A 17822-nucleotide genomic window follows, 5' to 3' on the forward strand; every position below is an offset into this window, starting at 1 on the left:
CGTTATATAAGTGAGCGTGTGTTTCAGCACCAGCACTAAGGTATCTGATCACCTTCCGAATAATAAGAAACAGAGGTGTGAAGTGATGAGTTTTGGACAAATTTTAACAGCGATGGTTACGCCATTCGATCAGAATGAGGAAATTGATTACACTGCAACACGCAATTTGGTTAACCACCTAATTGCAAATGGTACAGACGGTCTTGTCGTAGCCGGTACAACTGGTGAAAGTGCGACACTTGAAACAGATGAGAAAATCGAGCTATTTAAATTCGTTGTTGAAGCTGCGGCTGGACGCGTTCCAGTCATTGCCGGCACAGGAACGAACAGCACAAAGGGATCCATCCATCTGACACAGGCGGCAGAAGCTGCTGGTGTTGACGGCATCATGCTCGTAAACCCTTACTACAACAAGCCTTCCCAGGAAGGACTGTACCAGCATTACAAGACAGTTGCTGAATCTACGAAACTGCCAGTCATGCTCTATAACATTCCAGGACGAACAGCAGTCAATATGCTGCCTGAGACGATTATCCGTCTAGCAGAAGTAGAGAACATCGTATGCGTCAAAGAAGCAAGCGGAGACCTTGATGCAATGACTCAGATCATCAGTGGCACACCAGATGATTTCAAATTGTACAGTGGTGATGACGGGCTTACATTGCCTGTTCTTGCGCTTGGCGGTGTCGGCGTTGTATCCGTGTCTGCTCATATTTTGGGCAATGAAATGCAACAGATGATCCGTGCTTTCCATGAAGGTCGTCATGAAGAAGCAGCTGCCATGCACGGCAACTTGCGTCCGCTAATGAAAGCTATGTTCGCACAGCCCAGCCCTTCACCTGTAAAGGCAGCATTGAATATGAAAGGCATTACTGTTGGCGGTGTCCGCCTGCCAATGCTTCCACTTACTGAAGAAGAAGAAATGGAACTTCGCCATATCCTCGGCATTCGCTTTGAAGAAGCAGGCTAATCAAGAAAACAAAACAACCAGGTACCTTATAAGGTACCTGGTTGTTTTTATTTTTAATGGAAAATGTAACTATTTCCATACAAAATTTATAATTATTTTACAAAATTCAGCAAAATTCCAATAATACCCTTGACAATTATTGGTTAAAGGAACTATCTTTTTATTAGACTACTTTTTTGTGTGAGTGCAATTTAATTAATTTTTGAGGGAAACTTTTATTCTTTTTTAAGATTTCTTTAAGAAATTATTAATATTTTGTTAATATACCCTCAAAAATTAAAAACCAAACATGAAATGTATAAAGTCTTTGCATGGCAACACAAAAAAGACAGTCCGGAAAACTGTCAGCAATCATCCGTATTTATTTCAAAGTAAAAATCAAGGAGGTGGGCTCAGGTGGCACTCGAGATCTTTCAACGCAAAGAACAGAAGTATTTGATCACCATTGAGCAGTATGAAGGGTTATTGAAACGCTTTGGAGACAGAATGCGCTCCGACAAGAATGGCGTCAACGGTAGATATACCGTGACAAGCTTGTATTTCGACAATAATGAGAAGACAATCTATTTCGAAACGAAGAACAAGCTCCAATATCGCCAGAAGCTCCGTCTGCGTGTCTATGATGATGCCACAGAGGAAAGCACAGCATTTTTTGAAGTGAAACAGAAGCATAAGAAAATTGTAAATAAGCGCAGGCTGCTTGCCCCGCTAAAGGAAGTTTACCGCTATCTCGAAGATCCCAACCCGGATCTATCTAATTATGAGACTTCCAACAATCAAGTACTTAAAGAGATTCACTACTTCAGAAAACTCTATGACTTGGAACCTGAAATGGTCGTCAGTTACAAACGTCATGCCCTGCATGGTGCAGACAATGCCGATCTGAGGCTGACATTCGACTTCGATCTGCGTTGTCGCAAACATGACCTATTACTTGAACATGGTCCTTATGGCGACAATTTCATCGATCCGAATCTCGTCGTACTCGAAGTAAAAGTGGAGCACAGTGTGCCGCTATGGCTTACACGTATCCTTCAGGAACTCGATTGTGAACAACGCAGCGCGTCTAAATTCTGCACGAGCACAGAGCTTCTATCGGGTGAAATTGCTTCACAACCAGTAATCAAGAACAACGTCGTAAAAGAATCTACAACTATTGGAGGAAAAGAAAATGGAGCAGATCAGCAACTTGTTTACATCTAATGGAACAGTAGTCTCAACTGTATGGATGAGCCTTGCCGCTATGGCGCTCGCCACAGTACTCAGCATTATCATTACGAAAGTATATCAAATCACATTTACAGGTGAACGTTACTCCCAATCATTCGTACATACAATCATCATGATGAGTGTCATTGTATCTGTAGTCATGAACGTCGTCAGTGATAATGCAGGCGTAGCATTCGGTCTCTTCGCGGTCTTTAGCCTAATACGTTTCCGCAGTGCTGTAACAGATGCCAAGGACATTGCCTATATCTTCTTCGGCCTATGTGTCGGTATGACAGCAGGCCTTTACCAGTTCGAACTTGCAATCGTACTTACTCTATTCGCTAGCTTGATCTTCTATATTCTTTATAAATTCAATTATGGTAAAGGTAAAGATACACAAATCCTTAAAGTACAAGTCCCAGAGAACTTGAACCATGAAAACTTGTTCGATGACATTCTTGATGCCCATACACTTTCGTATGCCATCCGTCAGGTTGAAACGACGAATCTTGGAACAATGATTATGTATACATTCGCTATCCGAGCAAAAGCCGATACGAAAGATCGTGAACTGCTTGATGCCATTCGTGAACGCAATGCGAACCTAAAAGTCTCATTATCTTATCTAGGAGATAAGAAAGACTAATCGCAGAACCAGATGAGAGCCTGTGTGCAAGCTGATGCCCAAATCGCTGAACACGGGCTCCTTCATCCAGAGAAATGTAAGCGCTTGCTTACTTTGGCTAATTACTAAAATTCATTACCAACACTATACCATGTTCAAACAAATATGCAAAGCGAAATAATCGTTTTCAAACAAATAAGAGGAGATGCCCTGTTAACATCCCCTCTTATATTATTTAACGAGATGCTCCAGTAGTTCGAGCTCTCTTCTATAGTGTTCACAAGCAGTATCAATTTCAAGCCTGTTACCGAATTTATGTAAAATATTATGTACTGTTACACCAAGCATGATGTCCATAATGTAGTAAAATTCCTCACTTGAAAGCTTGGCATATTTGCCCCCAACACAAGACCGGACGTCTTCAAACCTCAACTCTTCCACTTCATCTTTGAAGATCTTCTGAATCACTTCTTCAGTCTGCAGATTCATGTTGTGAAACGTGTTTCGAATAAAGTCGATGCCATCAATATCTTCCAGGAAACGACGGAAGAAAGCATTAAGCCCCGCAATCAGATTGCCATCCGCTTCTTTTGTCAGCTCAAGAAACACATCCTTCGAATCCATGGCGAACTGCTCTAGCATATAAAGAAAAGCATCTTCTTTTCCAGAAAAGTACTGATAGAAGCTTCCCCTTGCAATGTCAGCCTCCTTGACAATATTCGAGATGGAAGCCTCATTAAGCGGCACACGCGAAAATTCCGTATGTATGGCTTCCATGAGTTTGTCCCTTTTGCTTTCGGCAAGGTTGAAAAATGTCGGTTTTGGCATTAACTGATTTCTCCTATCGGCTCACCCCATGCATTAAAACGAAGATGGCAGCTGGAACTTATCGTTGCTGATCCAAAGTTCGAGAAGGTCTGCTTCTGTTCCGCTTATTTCATCGGATTCTTCCATTTCAAGTCGCAAACGCTCCATTTTCTCATCAAGCACTGCTGCTGAATGAGCTGCTTCACGCAATTCCAATGCAATATGGAATGGGATTTCTTTGTTGTATTTGTTGTAGAGTTTATGCTCCAAGCTTGCCCAATAGTCCATGGCGACAGTACGGATCTGCACCTCGACATTCACATATTCAATCCCATCAGACATGAGGACTGGTACCTGGATGATCAGATGCAGACTGCGGTATCCATTTTGCTTCGGATATTTAATATAATTCTTGTAATCCACTACCTTAATGTCTTTCTGCATAAGCAGCTTACGGCTAATTTCATAAATATCATCCGTAAATAGACATGTAATTCTCACACCGGCAATATCATGGATTTCTTCACGAATCACATCCAACGAGAATGGAATTCCCTTGCTGTTCACCTTGCGCAGAATACTCTGCGGAGACTTTACCCGTGTAACAACCTGCTTTACAGGATTGTATTCGTTTACATATTCGAGCTCTTGTTCAAGCTGATTGATCTTTGTTTCAATCTCTTTCAGTGCAAATTTATAGCACATCATGAATTTTGATAGTTCTGTTTTTAATGGTTTGATTTCTTTTAATTGTGTTGGAATATCTTGTGTCATTTGAGAAATCTCCTTCCTCATCAGAATGTGACACCCCGTCACTTCAAATTTATTATATATGACACTGTGTCATATATCAAGGAGGATTTACCAAATATTTTCTCTAATTTAATATTGGTTCCATTTTTTACATGGTTATCGCTTCCAATATGACATCTCGTCACACTTTCATCATTATATGTGACACTATGTCACGAAATCAAGCATAATTTCTCGATAATTGTGATTTCTTTATAACATTACTCGTTAAGCAAAGTTTTTATATGAAAATTAGTGTCTTTCTGCTAGCCTCTTACAAATAAAGACATCTGAATTCTCTTTTACATGAGCAACTCAGATGTTTTTCTTTTTCAATTATTTTCTTTCCGTTTTGCATTTATAATATTTGCCGAATTACAGATGATAAGTATGAGGAGGCTGAATCGTGGAGTTTCCAATCATTCATACGAATATTTGGGATGGGATGATTGCCGTTCCTGTAATCGTCATATTGACGCAATGTTTCAAGATTTTCCCTATCCCTAGCAAGTATTATCCAACTATTGCTTCTGTGCTTGGCTTTGCTATATCGATCTTCATTAGTCACCGTGGGCATATTTGGGCAGGCATTTTCATGGGTGGGTTTTATAGTACGGCGGCTGTCGGCACCTATGCTTCCTTAAAAACAACAATTATCGCTATTAAAAAGAAACAAGCGAAAAAGCGTCGTACCGCAACATAAGAAAAGGCTGTCTCCCGAGAAGGAAACAGCCTTTTCTTATAAACTTATATGGTCGGTCGGACTGCTTGCTGTTGCACCATGCTGCTTCTGTATTCTGCCTGCTTCATAACCTAGACGGCCAGCTTCAATGGCGAGCTGCATGGCCTTTGCCATTTTCACCGGATTTCCCGCTGCGGAAACAGCCGTGTTCAGAAGCACTGCGTCAGCACCGAGTTCCATAGCATAGGCTGCATCTGCTGGAGAACCAATACCTGCATCAACAATAATCGGCACATTCGCCTGATTGATAATATGCTCAAGGTTGACCGGATTCACAATGCCAAGACCTGAACCAATCGGTGCTGCTCCAGGCATGACGGCATGGGCTCCGGCTTCTTCAAGTAAGCGGGCAAGGACAACATCATCAGAAGTGTACGGCAAAACGGTGAAACCTTCTTTCACCAGTTCTTCCGTTGCTTTTAGTGTCTCGACAGGATTGGGCAACAGTGTATGCGGGCAGCCGATGATTTCGACCTTGATCATATCGCAAATTCCTGAAGCACGTGCAAGCTTGGCAATTCTAATTGCTTCCTCAGCAGTCTTTGCACCTGAAGTGTTCGGCAGCAAGCTCACTTTTTCCAAATCAAGTCCTTCAAGAAAGTTCTGTTCATCCGGATTGTTAATATCAAGTCTCCGAACTGCAAATGTAAGGATTTCTGATTCAGATACTTCGACTGCTTCCCGCTGAATCTCCGAGGTTGCATATTTCCCCGTTCCAAGCAACAGCCTGGAGTTGAATTCTTTTCCGTTAATCTGAAGCATCTCAACCGCCTCCTACAAATTGCACCATCTCTATTTTATCCCCATCTGCCAGTCTCGCTGAGGCATGGGCAGACTTTACAAGGATATTCCCATTGTGCTCTACGATCATATGAGGATTGGATATGTCCAAGTGAACTGCCAGCTGTTCTATTGTCGCTATATGTTTCGGTACTTCGACTTGATTTCCGTTAATAATCAATGTCAAATCAGTTGCCCCCTCTTTTCCAAATGATTTCGATATGAAATCGCAGCCTGAACTGGTTTTTCTGCTCCCATGATGCCTGAAAGTACGGCTATCCCTGATGCACCACATTCGATTACTCGTTGAACATTTTCCAGCTTAATTCCACCAATCGCAATGACCGGTACTGTAACAGCTTGGCAGACACTTTCCAACTGCTCCAGTCCCCGCGGTTTAAGCCCCGGCTTGGATTCTGTCTCAAAAACATGTCCAAAAATCAGCCGGTCCGCTCCGAGTGCTTCCGCCTCTCTAGCTGCTTTAACAGAATGGACAGAGCAGCCGATTACAAGCTGTTTGCAGCGGGCTTGGATGTCAGGGAGCAACGTCATCTTATGCTCAGGAAGATGGATACCTCCAGCGTATTCACATATTTCATCAGATGGCGTACCATTGTACACGAGTTTACTCTGTGATATGCCGGATTCGCGAAGTCGCAAAATTATCTCCGCTGCCATATAGGAGGACCAATTCCTTTCCCTTATATGAATCCAATCAACTTGGGGAGCTACTGCTATAGCTATGCTTTCCAGTTTTTCTGGACATTGTTTTCCCGTTGAGATCGTATGCAGTTCGAGCATAATCTGACCTCCCATCCACAAATATTAAAAAGCCACTACCCGGGGCTAACCTCGGATAGTGGCTCAAAGAAGTGCAGAAGGCAGAGTTGCCCAGCACATAGTTCTCATCATTGCACCACTTTCCTCCGCTGGCATCATCCAGTTCAGGTTCAAAGAGTTCCAGAACAATTCGTCCCGGTCTCAGCCTTTTCAGGCACCCCTAGTGATTTCATTCAATTTATTATGTAGTTCTCAGCTTCATTATATCATACTTTTCTGAAAACAACATTTTAAACAGCGTGTTCTTGCTCGATCATTCTCACAATTTCTTCTGGAGGAACCGGACGGCTATACAAATATCCTTGGCCATAACGGCATCCGTATGCTGTAAGCTCTTCAGCAATATGCTGTTCCTCAATCCCCTCGGCAATGAGTTCTACACCTAGATTCTCACCAAGCTGGATGATTGTCTTTACAATCGGGCGAAGCTTGGGATTAGTATCCATGAAACGGACAAAAGCCTGATCAATCTTCAAGTGGTCAATCGGCATTGCGCCAAGAACGCTAAGTGATGAATAGCCTGTACCAAAATCATCAATGGATATCTTGACTCCGAGCTCTTTCAAGTCATTGAATATTCTTTTAGACTCATCCAAGTTCTGCATAAGTGACTCAGTCACTTCAATTTCCAAGGCTTCAGGACTGAGTCCATTCTTCTTTAATTCTGAAGCGACAAACCCGGGAAACTTCAGCCTTTTCATCTGGATTGGTGAAACATTGATTGCCATGACTAAATGGTGTCCTTGATCCTGCCATTCACGAAGCTGTTTACATGCTGTTTTGACAACCCATCTGCCAAGCGAGATGATTTCCCCAGTTTCCTCAGCAATCGGGATAAATTCATAAGGTGAGATCAGCCCCAATTCTGGATGCACCCATCTCGCAAGCGCTTCCACCCCAATAATTCTTCCACTCTCCAGTTCAACCTGTGGCTGGTAATGAAGGACAAACTCATTTCTTTCCGCCGCTCTTCTTAATCCGTTCTCTAGCTTCAATTTGCGTGCAGAAGCTGCAGCAAGTTCAGGATCAAATAGCTGATATTGGTCCCCTCCATTTGCCTTCGCAGCCGAAAGAGCCTGGTCTGCCTGTCTGAGCAGAGTTTCAGAATCATCGCTTTGATCCGGGAACAAGGACACCCCAGCGCTTACAGTAACAAAAATTTCTTCTTCATCAATGTTGTAGGATTCCTTAAAAATATCCATGAATGGTTTCTTATGCATCGTTGCATCTGGTATGTCGTCTATTTCCGCCAAAACAACAAATTCATCTGTCATATGTCTGTACACTTGATAATTATCAGGAAGTCTTTCCTTCAGTCGTTCAGCTGCACAGCATAGCACTTTATCTCCAATTGCATGCCCCATTATGTCATTAATCTGTTGAAATCGATCAAGATCAAACAATATGACAGCTAGCTTCTTCGGAGAGCCGAGACGCGTCATTTTTGTAATGCGTTCTTGTATATCTATATGCATTTTTCGTCGGTTAGGCAAGCCCGTCAGCTGGTCGTAATATGCTAAATGGGTCAGCTCATTATTTTTTTCCATGAGCTCATCGTTAATTTCACGCCTTTGGATGACGAGTCGCTCCATTTCTTCCACATACGTATCCATCTTTTTCAGTAGCCACCACATGAAAGGAATGCCCACGATGAGCATGATTGAAGTGTCCAATATTTCATACCAAATATCACTATCAAAATTGAATTGGAAAACTGCCATTACAATCTCTTCCAGAATATTCGGCACAACAATGACCCCTATGATGAAGGAAGTCAATTGGCCTAGTATGTTGTTATAAAACCATTTCATCCCCTTGTCCTCCGCTATGCTGTATTTTTTTATTCTCTAACCTATATATCGGTAAGACTGTTGTTCGATATTATGGCAAAAAAAGAGTTTGTACGACATTATTCTTCATATCGTACAAACTCATCATATTATTATTTCCCAATATTGGCAATCGGAAATTCCATTTGGCTCTTGGCTTTTTTACCAGCAAACACTTCTTTTTTTGTAAGTCTTTTTACATGTATACGGAACGCCGCCATGACGAGAAGGTGGATTTTCGCCTGGGTATAATGATAGAAGAACCACGGTAAAGAGGGAAGATAGTCATGTATAGCGACAATTGCCTCTTCTTTACCCGGAATACGCCGGAATTCCAAACGGCCTTTCTTGTTCTCGCTTTCTTTGGCCAGCAGTCCACCGGTAATATAATAAAGCGCGCGATCCTCTGTACTATCCACTTTCGAATAGGTCATTTCTAAGAGAGGTTTTTTGAATAAAGCAAAGGAAACAGTACAGCGTCCTTCATCATCAATATGAGTACTGAGCAGCGGGGCTCCTACACGGCCAATCCACTGGACATAGTAACGGGAAATCCAGAGCGCATCACACCCATGTGGCATGACAATACGCTGAACTGAACGAACATCATCAGGAGAATTTGGCAATTCAAGACGTGGTTTCTTACCGTTCTTACCACCTTTCTCAGCATCGAGTGCTTTCTTTGCCGCCTCACGGAAAGTTTGCTTGCCGATACTGATTCCTTCTATATTATATTTTCCCCCAACTATCATATTGTGTGGCAGACTCTCGATAAGCGGGTAAACCATAATCTTCGGCGCACCTGTAATGAGTGTAACCCACAAGCGCGAGAGCTTAGGCGTCATGACAGGAAGGTCGAACATCTTCGGATTCCGGCCCAGCAGCTCAGCAGTCTGTTTCATCATGTCACGATAAGCCATGACCTCAGGCCCGCCTACTTCAATGATTCTTCCCGTCAAATCCTCCTGTCTGATCGCCTCATCAAGTGCTTGAATAACATCCGGCAGCGCAGTCGGCTGGGCGGGTGTCTGTGCCCATTTTGGCAGAAGCATGACCGGGAGACGTTTTACAAGCTTGGACAAAATCGGGAAGGAAGATCCTTTTGGACCAACAATTAGGCCTGAGCGAATTGCAGTCACCGGCGTCCCATATGAACCAAGTATCTCTTCCACTTCCAGCCTGCTCTCTAAATGGCGCGACAGCTTTTCATGTTCAGGTATGATTCCTGTCAAATAGATGATTTTCTTCACACCATTTTCCTTCGCCGCTCTCGCAAAGTTATCAGCGAGAATTACATCCATGTCCTGAAAAGAACCTTGAGTAAGCTTCGCCGACGGCATCATCTAATGAACTAGATAAACGGCGATATCCGCTCCTCTCAGTCCAGCCTTTGTCTCGGGAAGGGAGAACAAATCACAGGCACGCCATTGCACATGCTCCTTATTCTTGAAGCGCCCGCCGCTCCTCGAGAGCGCAATAACATCAGCATACTCTTGTATTTTCTCGAGAAGATTGCTCCCAATGTATCCGCTCGCTCCAGACAGTGCGACAACAGGTCTACGATTTTCTTCCATATAAGCGCCTCTTTTCTTTTTATTTTGAGGTTCCCTAACCGAGATGTTCTTTAACCTTCATCGTTAATGCTAGAGGAATCCGAGTGCAGTGAACTTGTCTTTTGCGAGTTCGGGCTGCCTATGTGCAAGTGACAATCGTTTTTTTGTGAGTAATTGCCTTTCTTGTGCAGGCACGCAGTTTTGACTTAAAAAAGCGCAGGCAATCAGAGCCTGCGCTTTTCTTGGAACTACTCTTTTTTAAAGTTTTTGCGGTTCTTCAGCTTTTTGAACTGTTCAATAATATAATCGAAGCTAATTGGAATGTTGTTTTCAAAAGCGTGCTTCACACCATAACCGAGTGCAAGAGTGAGTGAAGACGCCACTATACCTCCTGCAATTGACCCTGCTCCAGGAACAAGCTTTATTATTTGTCGGTAAACGGTCTGTCCGATTGTCCGAGTTGTCGTAACGATGATGAGCTCTTTCGCAGTATCCTTGGACATTGGCTTATCATATAAAGCAGCCAGCTTTAGAATGAGTCCAACTTGCAGCGCCGTGAGTGGAATCATATCCGAACCTGGAATTGGCAATGCACCAATACCTCCGGCTGACACGCCCGCTCCCGCTATCCAGCGATTCGCAGTCTGCGATTTATCTTTCATGCTTTTCGCGAAAAGGAGGTCCTTGCCTCTTTTTTTTAAAATGGAAAGAATACTCGCTTTGAGTTTGTCCATGTTTTCCCCTGTGCGTGAGGAAATCGGCAATACTTCATATTTGCTGCCAGTCTGTTCCTTAATAAACTGGACAAGACTATCAATCCCTTCTGCAGCATCAATCTTGTTCAGGACAAGAAGGATATTCTTGTTATGCTTTTCAATTGCTTGGAACTTCTCACGCTCACTATCAGAGAAGACGGTTCCCGCTGCATTTGTGAAAAACAGAACGATATCAGCCTTATCAATAAAATCAATTGTCTTGCGCGGGTTCTCATCATTTGGATCGTTGAGGCCTGGTGTATCCATGAACTTGATCTTCTCAAGACCTTCTATATTGTAAGGATCCACACTTACCGTCTCTCCAGGCTGCGGATTCGTACTAGCAACTTCTTTGCCAATAATCCGGTTGATTGTCGATGATTTGCCAGCGTTCACTTCACCAACAAGCGCTATAAGCAGCTCCTTCTCAAGTTGGTCGTTGATCTTCTTCATCTCTTTTTCATAAACCTCATCCACTGCCTCATCCAACTGTTGACGGAATTCCTGCTCTTCCGGCGTTACAGCCTCTTCTATTGTAGGATCATTGCTATTATCGTCTTTTCTTCCACGAAACCATTTCATATATAAAGTCCTCCTGATGATTAGATCTCTTATCTCATATCTTACAACGTACCCGATAATTCCCCAAATAATAGATGAAAGAGAGTAAAAAAATCTTCAGTACCATTCTGTAATGTTCAATTTTATATATTTTCAAGCGAAAGGTTAGCAAAATATAATTTATATTTGTATACGCTTACACAATAGATAGATAGGGTTTACTTTGGATAATCAATTTTTAAAATTGGAAACTTTTTTCTGTAATTAGAGATTTTTTTCAAAAAACACCCCATAAATTGGATGCTCGCTTAGTACTCTATGAACATCCGGACAAGAACGAAAGATTTTAGCGCTAAAATCTCAGAATCAGAATACATCCATAAAACGAAAGCGGATCACACATGCAGAAGCGGCCCAAACGCTTCAACGGTGTATCAATCCGCACAAAGGGGACGGAATATTATGAATAAAAAGACAAAGGCAATCGCAGCAGCAGGACTTAGCATGGCATTCGTAGCACCACTTACTGTAAGTGCACAAGTAGCTCCAGCAAAAGCGGAGATCTTCGAACAGAAAGCTGGCCTATTTGAGAAGAAGGCAGAAATTGCTGGCCAGTATGGTAATACAGAAAAAGAAGCAGCATTCCAGGCAAAAGCTGAGATTTTCAACAAAAAAGCGGATTACATTAATTCAAATGCTGACACTAATTTCAACTTCGGCGGCTATGGCTACCAAAGCAAAGCGGAGATCTTCATCAACAAAGCTGAGCTCCTCAAACAAAAAGCTGATTTGGCTGAAGCAGCCGGTAACACTGAGAAAGCAGACGCTCTGAATGATAAAGCAGATATGTTCGAAAAGAAAGCTGAAGCTGTAACTGGCGCGACAACTGCACAGCCTCTATCCGAATCAGCTCCAGAACAACTTTCATTCAGCACAACAAGTTCAAAAACTGATCTATTCGAGAAAAAGGCTGAAATCGTAAAAGAAAAAGCTGACCAGGCTGAAGCCAACGGAAACACTGAAAAAGCCGATGCTTTGAACAAGAAAGCGGACATGTTTGAGAAGAAGGCAGAAAACGTCTCTTCCCAGCCATCATACAACTATGGACAGCAGTACAAGAGCAGCTCAAAAGCTGACATGTTCGAAAAGAAAGCTGAAATCGTGAAGGAAAAAGCGGAACAGGCTGCTGAGTACGGCAACACGAAGAAAGCTGACAACTTGAACAAGAAAGCTGAGCGTTTCGAACAAAAGGCCGAGCAAGCATCTAGCCAGCCGACTGCATACGGCTATGGCTACCAGGATAAAGCGGAAATGTTCAACAACAAGGCTGACATCATGCGTGCCAAAGCTGAGCGTGCAGAAAAAGAAGGCAACAGTGAAAAAGCTGATTCCTTCAACAAGAAAGCAGATCGCTTCGAACAAAAAGCAGACCGCTTTACTGTCTGATTTCCTTATAAATAATTAAAAGCTCCCGTTTTGTGCGGGAGCTTTTTTAATTTTGATAACAAAAATATTATAACTCTACAAGGAATGTGAAACTCAATTTAGAAACCAAAAGATACGAAAGATGCAATATTCCCTGGCATCTGTCGGATCTTTAACTTAGACTCTATTTGCTTATCCTTTTTTAATCCAGAATTTTAATACACCGTTCTCTTCTTCATCTTTCAACAGTTCGTGACCGCCTGACTTCGCCCAGGCAGTAAGGTCATTTTTAGATCCTTTATCTGTCGCATGGACTTCCAATACTTGACCAGATTCAAGTTCATCCATAGCCTTCTTTGTTCTCACGATTGGCATTGGGCATGCTATTCCTTTTGCGTCCAACACTTTATTTGCTTCCATTTCCATAACCTCCTGATTGTCTAAATTCATTTTAATTAGCGTACTGCACAGCGGTTTGGCCCGATTTCCATTTCACGCTGTTGCTCTTCATCAGGGCTGATTTTCCCCATATTTGTTTTGCGGATTTCTTGATATGCGTTTGGCTGTGGCGGAAGGTTTTCCGTCACTAGCTTCCTGAATTCATTTTCATCTTCAATTTTCAAGCCGTGATTTTCCTTAAACAATGTTCCTAATTTCTCTGCTACAGTACCATCCTCATTCAATTCATCTATAATCATGAAGTGAGCTGGAAGGACAATTAGTTCATCGGAAAGCTCTTTGTAACGTTTATAAAGGCTTTCTCTCAAATCACCAACCCAGTCTTCTGCCAACCCGGCCAAATCGGGTCTTCCAATTGAATCGATGAACAGGATATCACCTGAAAGCAGATACTTTTCATCTACAATAAAGGATGTGGAACCAATCGTATGCCCTGGTGAATACAAGGAGTGGATGTTAATTTTAGTTTCCCCAATTGTTACATCAGTACCACCTTCAAGCGGTGCATAATCAAAGGTCACTTCTGTCGCATCTTTTGGTGGAAGCCAGTAAGTCGCATTTGTCTTTTGAGCGATTGCCCGTCCGCCTGATATATGGTCAGCGTGAAGATGTGTATCAAATACATGAGTAATCTTGGCATGCATTTCTTGGGCAAAATCCAGATAGACATCTGTCATGCGAGTCGCATCAATAAGGGCAGCTTCCCCGTTTGAAATGACCATGTAAGAAAGACAGCCCTTTCCAATACGGACAAACTGGTAAAGCTCTCCCCCGCCATTAAGGTCTCCAACCTTTACAGGCTCCAAATGTTCACTCCAAGCCTTCATGCCACCTTCAAGATAGGAAACATCGAGTCCCGCATCCGATAGCATTTCCGCCACCATTACGGAAGAACCTTCTTTTGCACAAGCTACTAATATTTCTTGATCAGCAGGAATCTTATCAAGGATTTCATCCACTCCATCAAGAAGTTCGAAGTAAGGTATATTCAAATATTGGAAGTTGGCTCCTTCAATTTTCCAGTCCTTATAGTCGCTTTCATTCCGGACATCCAACAAGAACAATTTTTCTTTATTGAAGATTTTTTGTGTCACTTCTTTTGAAGACATTGCTTTAAAAGCCATCCATTTTACCTCCCTAGGTATATAACTGTTTAAAAAATTTTAGAATGTTAATGTCACATCAGCATCTTTAGCGAACTCCAGGAACGTCACCGCTCCGCCTACTTCAATTCCATCCACAAATGCTTCTTTTTCCAATCCCATCACATCCATCGTCATTTGGCAACCGATCAATTTAACGCCCATTTCTTGTGCCATTGCCAACAATTCCGGGATGGCAGGAACATTCGCTTTCGCAAAGCCTTCCGCGAAATGTTCTTTTCCTTCGGGCATTGGGAGCTGCTTATTCGCTTCTTTATGAATAAGATTCAAGCCTTCAAATGTGAAGAAAATAGCTACTTCCTGATCTGTTGCTGCTGCGGCTGTTGCAATATTGAACACTTTATAAGCATCAAACAGTCCACCATTACTAGCGATAATCGCTACTTTTTTTCCCATGTTCGTCTTCCTCTCAATAAACTTTTTTAGTTAGAATCAGTTAAGGCATACTTAACGAATTTGGCTGGACATTTCTCCTGACCAGTTGCTCATACCCGGCAGTACATTGATCACCTTTGTAAAACCATTCGCCGTTAACTTTTGTGCTGCGAAGTCACTACGGCTGCCTGTGCGGCAAACTACATAGATTTCATCCTCTTTTTTCAACTCATTCATACGGTCTTCCAATTCACCTAATGGAATTGAAATAGCGTTTGGAATATGATCAAATGCATATTCTGCTTCTTCCCTGACGTCAAGGATGATCATATCCTCGTTTGATGTCATTTTTAACTGAAGCTCATCATTATCAATTACGTTTGGATGCTTTTTTTCTGCTTTTTCCTCATCTGAAGACTTTCTAAGATAATGTTTCAGAATATCTCCCTCTTCCACAGTGCCCAAATACTGATGGCCTGTACTCTCAGCCCAAGCCTTGAGGTCAGCCTTTGAACCTTTATCAGTAGCCTGTACTTCCAGCACTTGGCCACCTTCCAATTGAGTCATCGCCTTTTTTGTTTTGACAATAGGCATCGGGCAAGCAAGACCTTGAGCATTTAAAGTTACATTTGATTTTATATTATCCATTAGTATTTCCCCTTTACTTATACCTGTATTAGTATGCATATAATTATTTTTTTTATTACTCTATTTCCAGGCACTCATTCCGCCTTTAACATTCGTCACTTGCCTGAAGCCTTTTTTCTTGAGAATTCTACTCGCTTTACTGCTTCTCATGCCACTTTGGCAAATAACAATTACTTCTTTTTCTTTGGAAAGCTGATCAGCTCGATTGGCTAATTGGTTAAGAGGGATATTTTTGAATCCCCTAATATTTCTCGTTCGATACTCTCCAGGTGTGCGGACATCTATATACTGTTTGTTTTTATCATTCAATTCTTTTTTCAATTCATCAGTTGTCATTTGTCTGACACCCTTTGTCGGAGCTAGACGCTGGATGAGAAAGAAAACCGCGAGTGCTAGAAGAATGTAGTTTAAATACTCCACTCTATCCCTCCTGTAAAATGTTTAGATGAACAAATTCACGTTGCCTTCTTCAGCATCTGCTAAATAAGCTGCGACACCGGCATACTCGATATTATCCAACAGCTCTTCTTGCTGAAGCCCTAATAAATCCATAGTCATTGTGCATGCAACGAGCTTAACATCTTGTTCCTGTGCCATTTCAATCAGCTGAGGTAGAGTCATAGCATTGTGCTTTTTCATTACATCCTTAATCATCTTGGGCCCAAAGCCGGCAAAATTCATTTTGGAAAGCCCCATTTTATTTGCGCCTCTTGGCATCATCTTGCCGAACATTTTCTCCATGAATCCTTTTTTTACAGAGATATGTTCATCTTTACGCAAGGCATTCAGCCCCCAAAATGTGTGGAAGATCGGTACTTCATGGTCATAAGCCGCCGCCCCATTCGCAATGATATACGCAGCCATTGCTTTATCATAATCCCCACTAAAGAGGATAATCGTTGTTCTCTTCTTTTCTGTCATTGTATTCCCCTCCAAGTAAGTAACCTATACGTGTACAGGTATAATTATTGTCAAAAAAAAATATATTTGAAACAGCAAAAACAAATTTCAATTACCCATATGGGTATATTATTAAAAATAAAAATGAATGTCAACCTAAGCGTTTTTCACCGCTTCAAACTTGATTAATAAATAAGCAATACTATTTGTTACAAGACTCATGTTATACCCTTATAGGTATAATGTCAACCCATATAATAATATATATAGGGGCTTATGAAATGCAGGTTTTTTCTCGAAAGCTAGTTTCCTCGAAATTCCATCCATGTTATCATACCTAGGTTAATGCACTCATCACAGCAATCCAACCAAAAATTTTACACAATATTTACCAGTTGAAGTGCACAGCTTGCTTACCATTAGGATACATATATGGTGAGGACATTTTTGAGGAGGATTCATGTGAACGAGAAAGAATCTGCCTGCTTGCTTAAGCCCGAAATGCTTATGAACAGGACGGATCGCAAATTAACCCAAACGATGAACATTCAATTTCTCAGCTATAACATTCAGCATGGTGTCGGCATAGATGGACGGCTTGATCTGGGACGTATTGGAGACATAATCAGGCAGTCAGACGCAGATATCGTGGCACTTCAGGAAGTAGATAATCACTTCGGAGCCCGCAGCAACTACGAGAATCAGGCGAAACTACTGTCAGAAAATCTTGGCTTTCATTATGTATATGGGCCAAGTATCGATCTGGCGCCCGCTCCCGGACAATTGGAAAATCAGCAATACGGCACAGCAATTTTAAGCAGGCAGCCTATAGTCAGTTCCCATCTCCTCTCTCTCAGTTCGGATCCTGAGGAACAGCGCACGATGCTTCACGCCGTAATCAATATAAATGGAGCACAATTAAACGTATACAATATCCACCTTGGTCTGGATTCGATAAGCCGTATGGTCCAAGTTGCAGAAGTTATGGATTATATGGAGCAGCAAGAAGGTCTGCATGTCCTGCTTGGTGATTCAAATGCTCCTCCGGAAGAAAAGGAAATGCGTGAGCTGATGCTTCAAGCCAACCTTACAGATGCTTTTAAAGATGACCAAGCATCCGCAACCTATCCTGCCTGGGAACCGGAGAAGAGAATTGATTATATCCTTTTTTCCTCAATGTTCAATTTGATTGACCAAACTGTTATTCATACGGATGCTTCTGATCATTTCCCAATTAAAGCTGGCGTTTCGATAAATTTGCATGACTTATATAAACAAACTGAACAATCATATAAAGAAATCCTGCCTACCTAATTCCGAGTTGAGCAGGGTTTCTTACGTAGAAAAACCAGCAAATCCACTGCGTCCAGTGAATATGCTGGTCTTCAT

Annotated in this window: 21 protein-coding genes and 1 riboswitch; of the genes, 6 read left to right on the top strand and 15 right to left on the bottom strand. The window is 42.0% G+C overall.

Annotated features, from left to right (window positions below):
• The first annotated feature begins 85 nt into the window (after positions 1–85).
• The 3 genes from dapA to QR721_RS12690 all read left to right on the top strand — a co-directional run bounded on the left by dapA (position 86) and on the right by QR721_RS12690 (position 2825).
• On the top strand, positions 86–970 hold the full coding sequence (gene dapA, locus QR721_RS12680) for a 4-hydroxy-tetrahydrodipicolinate synthase (protein WP_348027541.1): 885 nt from the start codon (positions 86–88) through the stop codon (positions 968–970).
• Between the two features lie 396 nt (positions 971–1366).
• Positions 1367–2173 carry a polyphosphate polymerase domain-containing protein gene (locus QR721_RS12685; RefSeq protein ID WP_348027543.1) on the top strand — a complete coding sequence of 269 codons (807 nt, stop codon included), beginning with the start codon at positions 1367–1369 and terminating at the stop codon, positions 2171–2173.
• The gene (locus QR721_RS12690) at positions 2142–2825 is read left to right on the top strand and encodes a DUF4956 domain-containing protein (RefSeq protein WP_348027545.1); all 684 of its coding nucleotides are present in this window, start codon (positions 2142–2144) and stop codon (positions 2823–2825) included. The genes QR721_RS12685 and QR721_RS12690 overlap by 32 nt, the downstream gene beginning before the upstream one ends.
• Positions 2826–3035: 210 nt before the next feature.
• Here the strand turns inward: QR721_RS12690 and QR721_RS12695 are convergent, their stop codons facing one another.
• Both QR721_RS12695 and QR721_RS12700 read right to left on the bottom strand, forming a co-directional pair.
• Positions 3036–3632 carry a TetR/AcrR family transcriptional regulator gene (locus QR721_RS12695; protein WP_348027547.1) on the bottom strand — a complete coding sequence of 199 codons (597 nt, stop codon included), beginning with the start codon at positions 3630–3632 and terminating at the stop codon, positions 3036–3038.
• Between the two features lie 33 nt (positions 3633–3665).
• Complete coding sequence (locus tag QR721_RS12700; protein ID WP_348027549.1) at positions 3666–4385, bottom strand: GTP pyrophosphokinase; 720 nt, start codon at positions 4383–4385, stop codon at positions 3666–3668.
• Between the two features lie 424 nt (positions 4386–4809).
• Between QR721_RS12700 and QR721_RS12705 the strand changes: the two genes are divergently transcribed.
• The gene (locus QR721_RS12705; protein WP_348027550.1) at positions 4810–5106 is read left to right on the top strand and encodes a hypothetical protein; all 297 of its coding nucleotides are present in this window, start codon (positions 4810–4812) and stop codon (positions 5104–5106) included.
• 36 nt (positions 5107–5142) lie between these two features.
• Here QR721_RS12705 and QR721_RS12710 read toward each other — a convergent pair whose 3' ends face one another.
• The 7 genes from QR721_RS12710 to QR721_RS12740 form a co-directional block, all read right to left on the bottom strand.
• Positions 5143–5907, bottom strand: a complete 765-nt coding sequence (locus QR721_RS12710; RefSeq protein ID WP_348027552.1) for a thiazole synthase — start codon at positions 5905–5907, stop codon at positions 5143–5145.
• A gap of 1 nt (position 5908) precedes the next feature.
• Positions 5909–6112, bottom strand: a complete 204-nt coding sequence (gene thiS, locus QR721_RS12715) for a sulfur carrier protein ThiS (protein WP_348027554.1) — start codon at positions 6110–6112, stop codon at positions 5909–5911.
• The gene (locus QR721_RS12720) at positions 6109–6726 is read right to left on the bottom strand and encodes a thiamine phosphate synthase (RefSeq protein WP_348027556.1); all 618 of its coding nucleotides are present in this window, start codon (positions 6724–6726) and stop codon (positions 6109–6111) included. The genes thiS and QR721_RS12720 overlap by 4 nt, the downstream gene beginning before the upstream one ends.
• A 103-nt stretch (positions 6727–6829) precedes the next feature.
• Positions 6830–6937: riboswitch (TPP riboswitch) on the bottom strand.
• A 58-nt stretch (positions 6938–6995) separates the two neighbouring features.
• Positions 6996–8576 (bottom strand): putative bifunctional diguanylate cyclase/phosphodiesterase, encoded by a 1581-nt coding sequence (locus QR721_RS12725; RefSeq protein WP_348027558.1) that lies wholly within the window; start codon positions 8574–8576, stop codon positions 6996–6998.
• A gap of 131 nt (positions 8577–8707) precedes the next feature.
• Complete coding sequence (locus QR721_RS12730) at positions 8708–9895, bottom strand: Rossmann-fold NAD(P)-binding domain-containing protein (protein ID WP_348027560.1); 1188 nt, start codon at positions 9893–9895, stop codon at positions 8708–8710.
• 42 nt (positions 9896–9937) lie between these two features.
• Positions 9938–10168, bottom strand: a complete 231-nt coding sequence (locus QR721_RS12735) for an NAD-dependent epimerase/dehydratase family protein (RefSeq protein WP_348027562.1) — start codon at positions 10166–10168, stop codon at positions 9938–9940.
• A 227-nt stretch (positions 10169–10395) separates the two neighbouring features.
• Positions 10396–11355 carry a GTPase gene (locus QR721_RS12740; protein WP_348029846.1) on the bottom strand — a complete coding sequence of 320 codons (960 nt, stop codon included), beginning with the start codon at positions 11353–11355 and terminating at the stop codon, positions 10396–10398.
• A gap of 570 nt (positions 11356–11925) precedes the next feature.
• Between QR721_RS12740 and QR721_RS12745 the strand changes: the two genes are divergently transcribed.
• A complete protein-coding gene (locus tag QR721_RS12745) occupies positions 11926–12909 on the top strand; it encodes a hypothetical protein (RefSeq protein ID WP_348027567.1) in 984 nt (327 codons plus the stop codon).
• Between the two features lie 171 nt (positions 12910–13080).
• Here QR721_RS12745 and QR721_RS12750 read toward each other — a convergent pair whose 3' ends face one another.
• From QR721_RS12750 to QR721_RS12775, 6 genes are read right to left on the bottom strand one after another with little or no spacing between them, the layout of a single operon-like run.
• Entirely contained in the window at positions 13081–13308 is a 228-nt protein-coding gene (locus tag QR721_RS12750; RefSeq protein WP_348027569.1) for a sulfurtransferase TusA family protein, read from the bottom strand.
• Between the two features lie 35 nt (positions 13309–13343).
• Positions 13344–14471 (bottom strand): MBL fold metallo-hydrolase, encoded by a 1128-nt coding sequence (locus tag QR721_RS12755; protein ID WP_348027571.1) that lies wholly within the window; start codon positions 14469–14471, stop codon positions 13344–13346.
• A 39-nt stretch (positions 14472–14510) separates the two neighbouring features.
• Positions 14511–14906, bottom strand: a complete 396-nt coding sequence (locus QR721_RS12760) for a DsrE/DsrF/DrsH-like family protein (RefSeq protein ID WP_348027576.1) — start codon at positions 14904–14906, stop codon at positions 14511–14513.
• Between the two features lie 51 nt (positions 14907–14957).
• Entirely contained in the window at positions 14958–15533 is a 576-nt protein-coding gene (locus QR721_RS12765; RefSeq protein WP_348027578.1) for a sulfurtransferase TusA family protein, read from the bottom strand.
• 60 nt (positions 15534–15593) lie between these two features.
• Positions 15594–15953 (bottom strand): rhodanese-like domain-containing protein, encoded by a 360-nt coding sequence (locus tag QR721_RS12770; RefSeq protein ID WP_348027580.1) that lies wholly within the window; start codon positions 15951–15953, stop codon positions 15594–15596.
• 21 nt (positions 15954–15974) lie between these two features.
• Complete coding sequence (locus QR721_RS12775) at positions 15975–16454, bottom strand: DsrE/DsrF/DrsH-like family protein (protein ID WP_348027582.1); 480 nt, start codon at positions 16452–16454, stop codon at positions 15975–15977.
• Positions 16455–16895: 441 nt separating this feature from the next.
• Here QR721_RS12775 and QR721_RS12780 point away from each other — a divergent pair, with 441 nt between their 5' ends.
• Positions 16896–17747, top strand: coding sequence for an endonuclease/exonuclease/phosphatase family protein (locus tag QR721_RS12780; RefSeq protein WP_348027584.1), 852 nt, complete (start codon positions 16896–16898; stop codon positions 17745–17747).
• Positions 17748–17822 lie beyond the last annotated feature (75 nt).

Origin of the sequence: Aciduricibacillus chroicocephali (genome assembly GCF_030762805.1) — a bacterium.
Lineage (GTDB): Bacteria > Bacillota > Bacilli > Bacillales > Amphibacillaceae > Aciduricibacillus > Aciduricibacillus chroicocephali.

Bases quoted from the DNA above. Each gene is read 5' to 3' on its own strand.
- dapA (WP_348027541.1), top strand. From the start codon at position 86: ATGAGTTTTGGACAAATTTTAACAGCGATGGTTACGCCATTCGATCAG.
- QR721_RS12690 (WP_348027545.1), top strand. From the start codon at position 2,142: ATGGAGCAGATCAGCAACTTGTTTACATCTAATGGAACAGTAGTCTCA.
- QR721_RS12695 (WP_348027547.1), bottom strand. From the start codon at position 3,632: ATGCCAAAACCGACATTTTTCAACCTTGCCGAAAGCAAAAGGGACAAA.
- QR721_RS12700 (WP_348027549.1), bottom strand. From the start codon at position 4,385: ATGACACAAGATATTCCAACACAATTAAAAGAAATCAAACCATTAAAA.
- QR721_RS12710 (WP_348027552.1), bottom strand. From the start codon at position 5,907: ATGCTTCAGATTAACGGAAAAGAATTCAACTCCAGGCTGTTGCTTGGA.
- QR721_RS12720 (WP_348027556.1), bottom strand. From the start codon at position 6,726: ATGCTCGAACTGCATACGATCTCAACGGGAAAACAATGTCCAGAAAAA.
- QR721_RS12725 (WP_348027558.1), bottom strand. From the start codon at position 8,576: ATGAAATGGTTTTATAACAACATACTAGGCCAATTGACTTCCTTCATC.
- QR721_RS12730 (WP_348027560.1), bottom strand. From the start codon at position 9,895: ATGGATGTAATTCTCGCTGATAACTTTGCGAGAGCGGCGAAGGAAAAT.
- QR721_RS12735 (WP_348027562.1), bottom strand. From the start codon at position 10,168: ATGGAAGAAAATCGTAGACCTGTTGTCGCACTGTCTGGAGCGAGCGGA.
- QR721_RS12740 (WP_348029846.1), bottom strand. From the start codon at position 11,355: ATGAAGAAGATCAACGACCAACTTGAGAAGGAGCTGCTTATAGCGCTT.
- QR721_RS12745 (WP_348027567.1), top strand. From the start codon at position 11,926: ATGAATAAAAAGACAAAGGCAATCGCAGCAGCAGGACTTAGCATGGCA.
- QR721_RS12750 (WP_348027569.1), bottom strand. From the start codon at position 13,308: ATGGAAGCAAATAAAGTGTTGGACGCAAAAGGAATAGCATGCCCAATG.
- QR721_RS12755 (WP_348027571.1), bottom strand. From the start codon at position 14,471: ATGGCTTTTAAAGCAATGTCTTCAAAAGAAGTGACACAAAAAATCTTC.
- QR721_RS12760 (WP_348027576.1), bottom strand. From the start codon at position 14,906: ATGGGAAAAAAAGTAGCGATTATCGCTAGTAATGGTGGACTGTTTGAT.
- QR721_RS12765 (WP_348027578.1), bottom strand. From the start codon at position 15,533: ATGGATAATATAAAATCAAATGTAACTTTAAATGCTCAAGGTCTTGCT.
- QR721_RS12775 (WP_348027582.1), bottom strand. From the start codon at position 16,454: ATGACAGAAAAGAAGAGAACAACGATTATCCTCTTTAGTGGGGATTAT.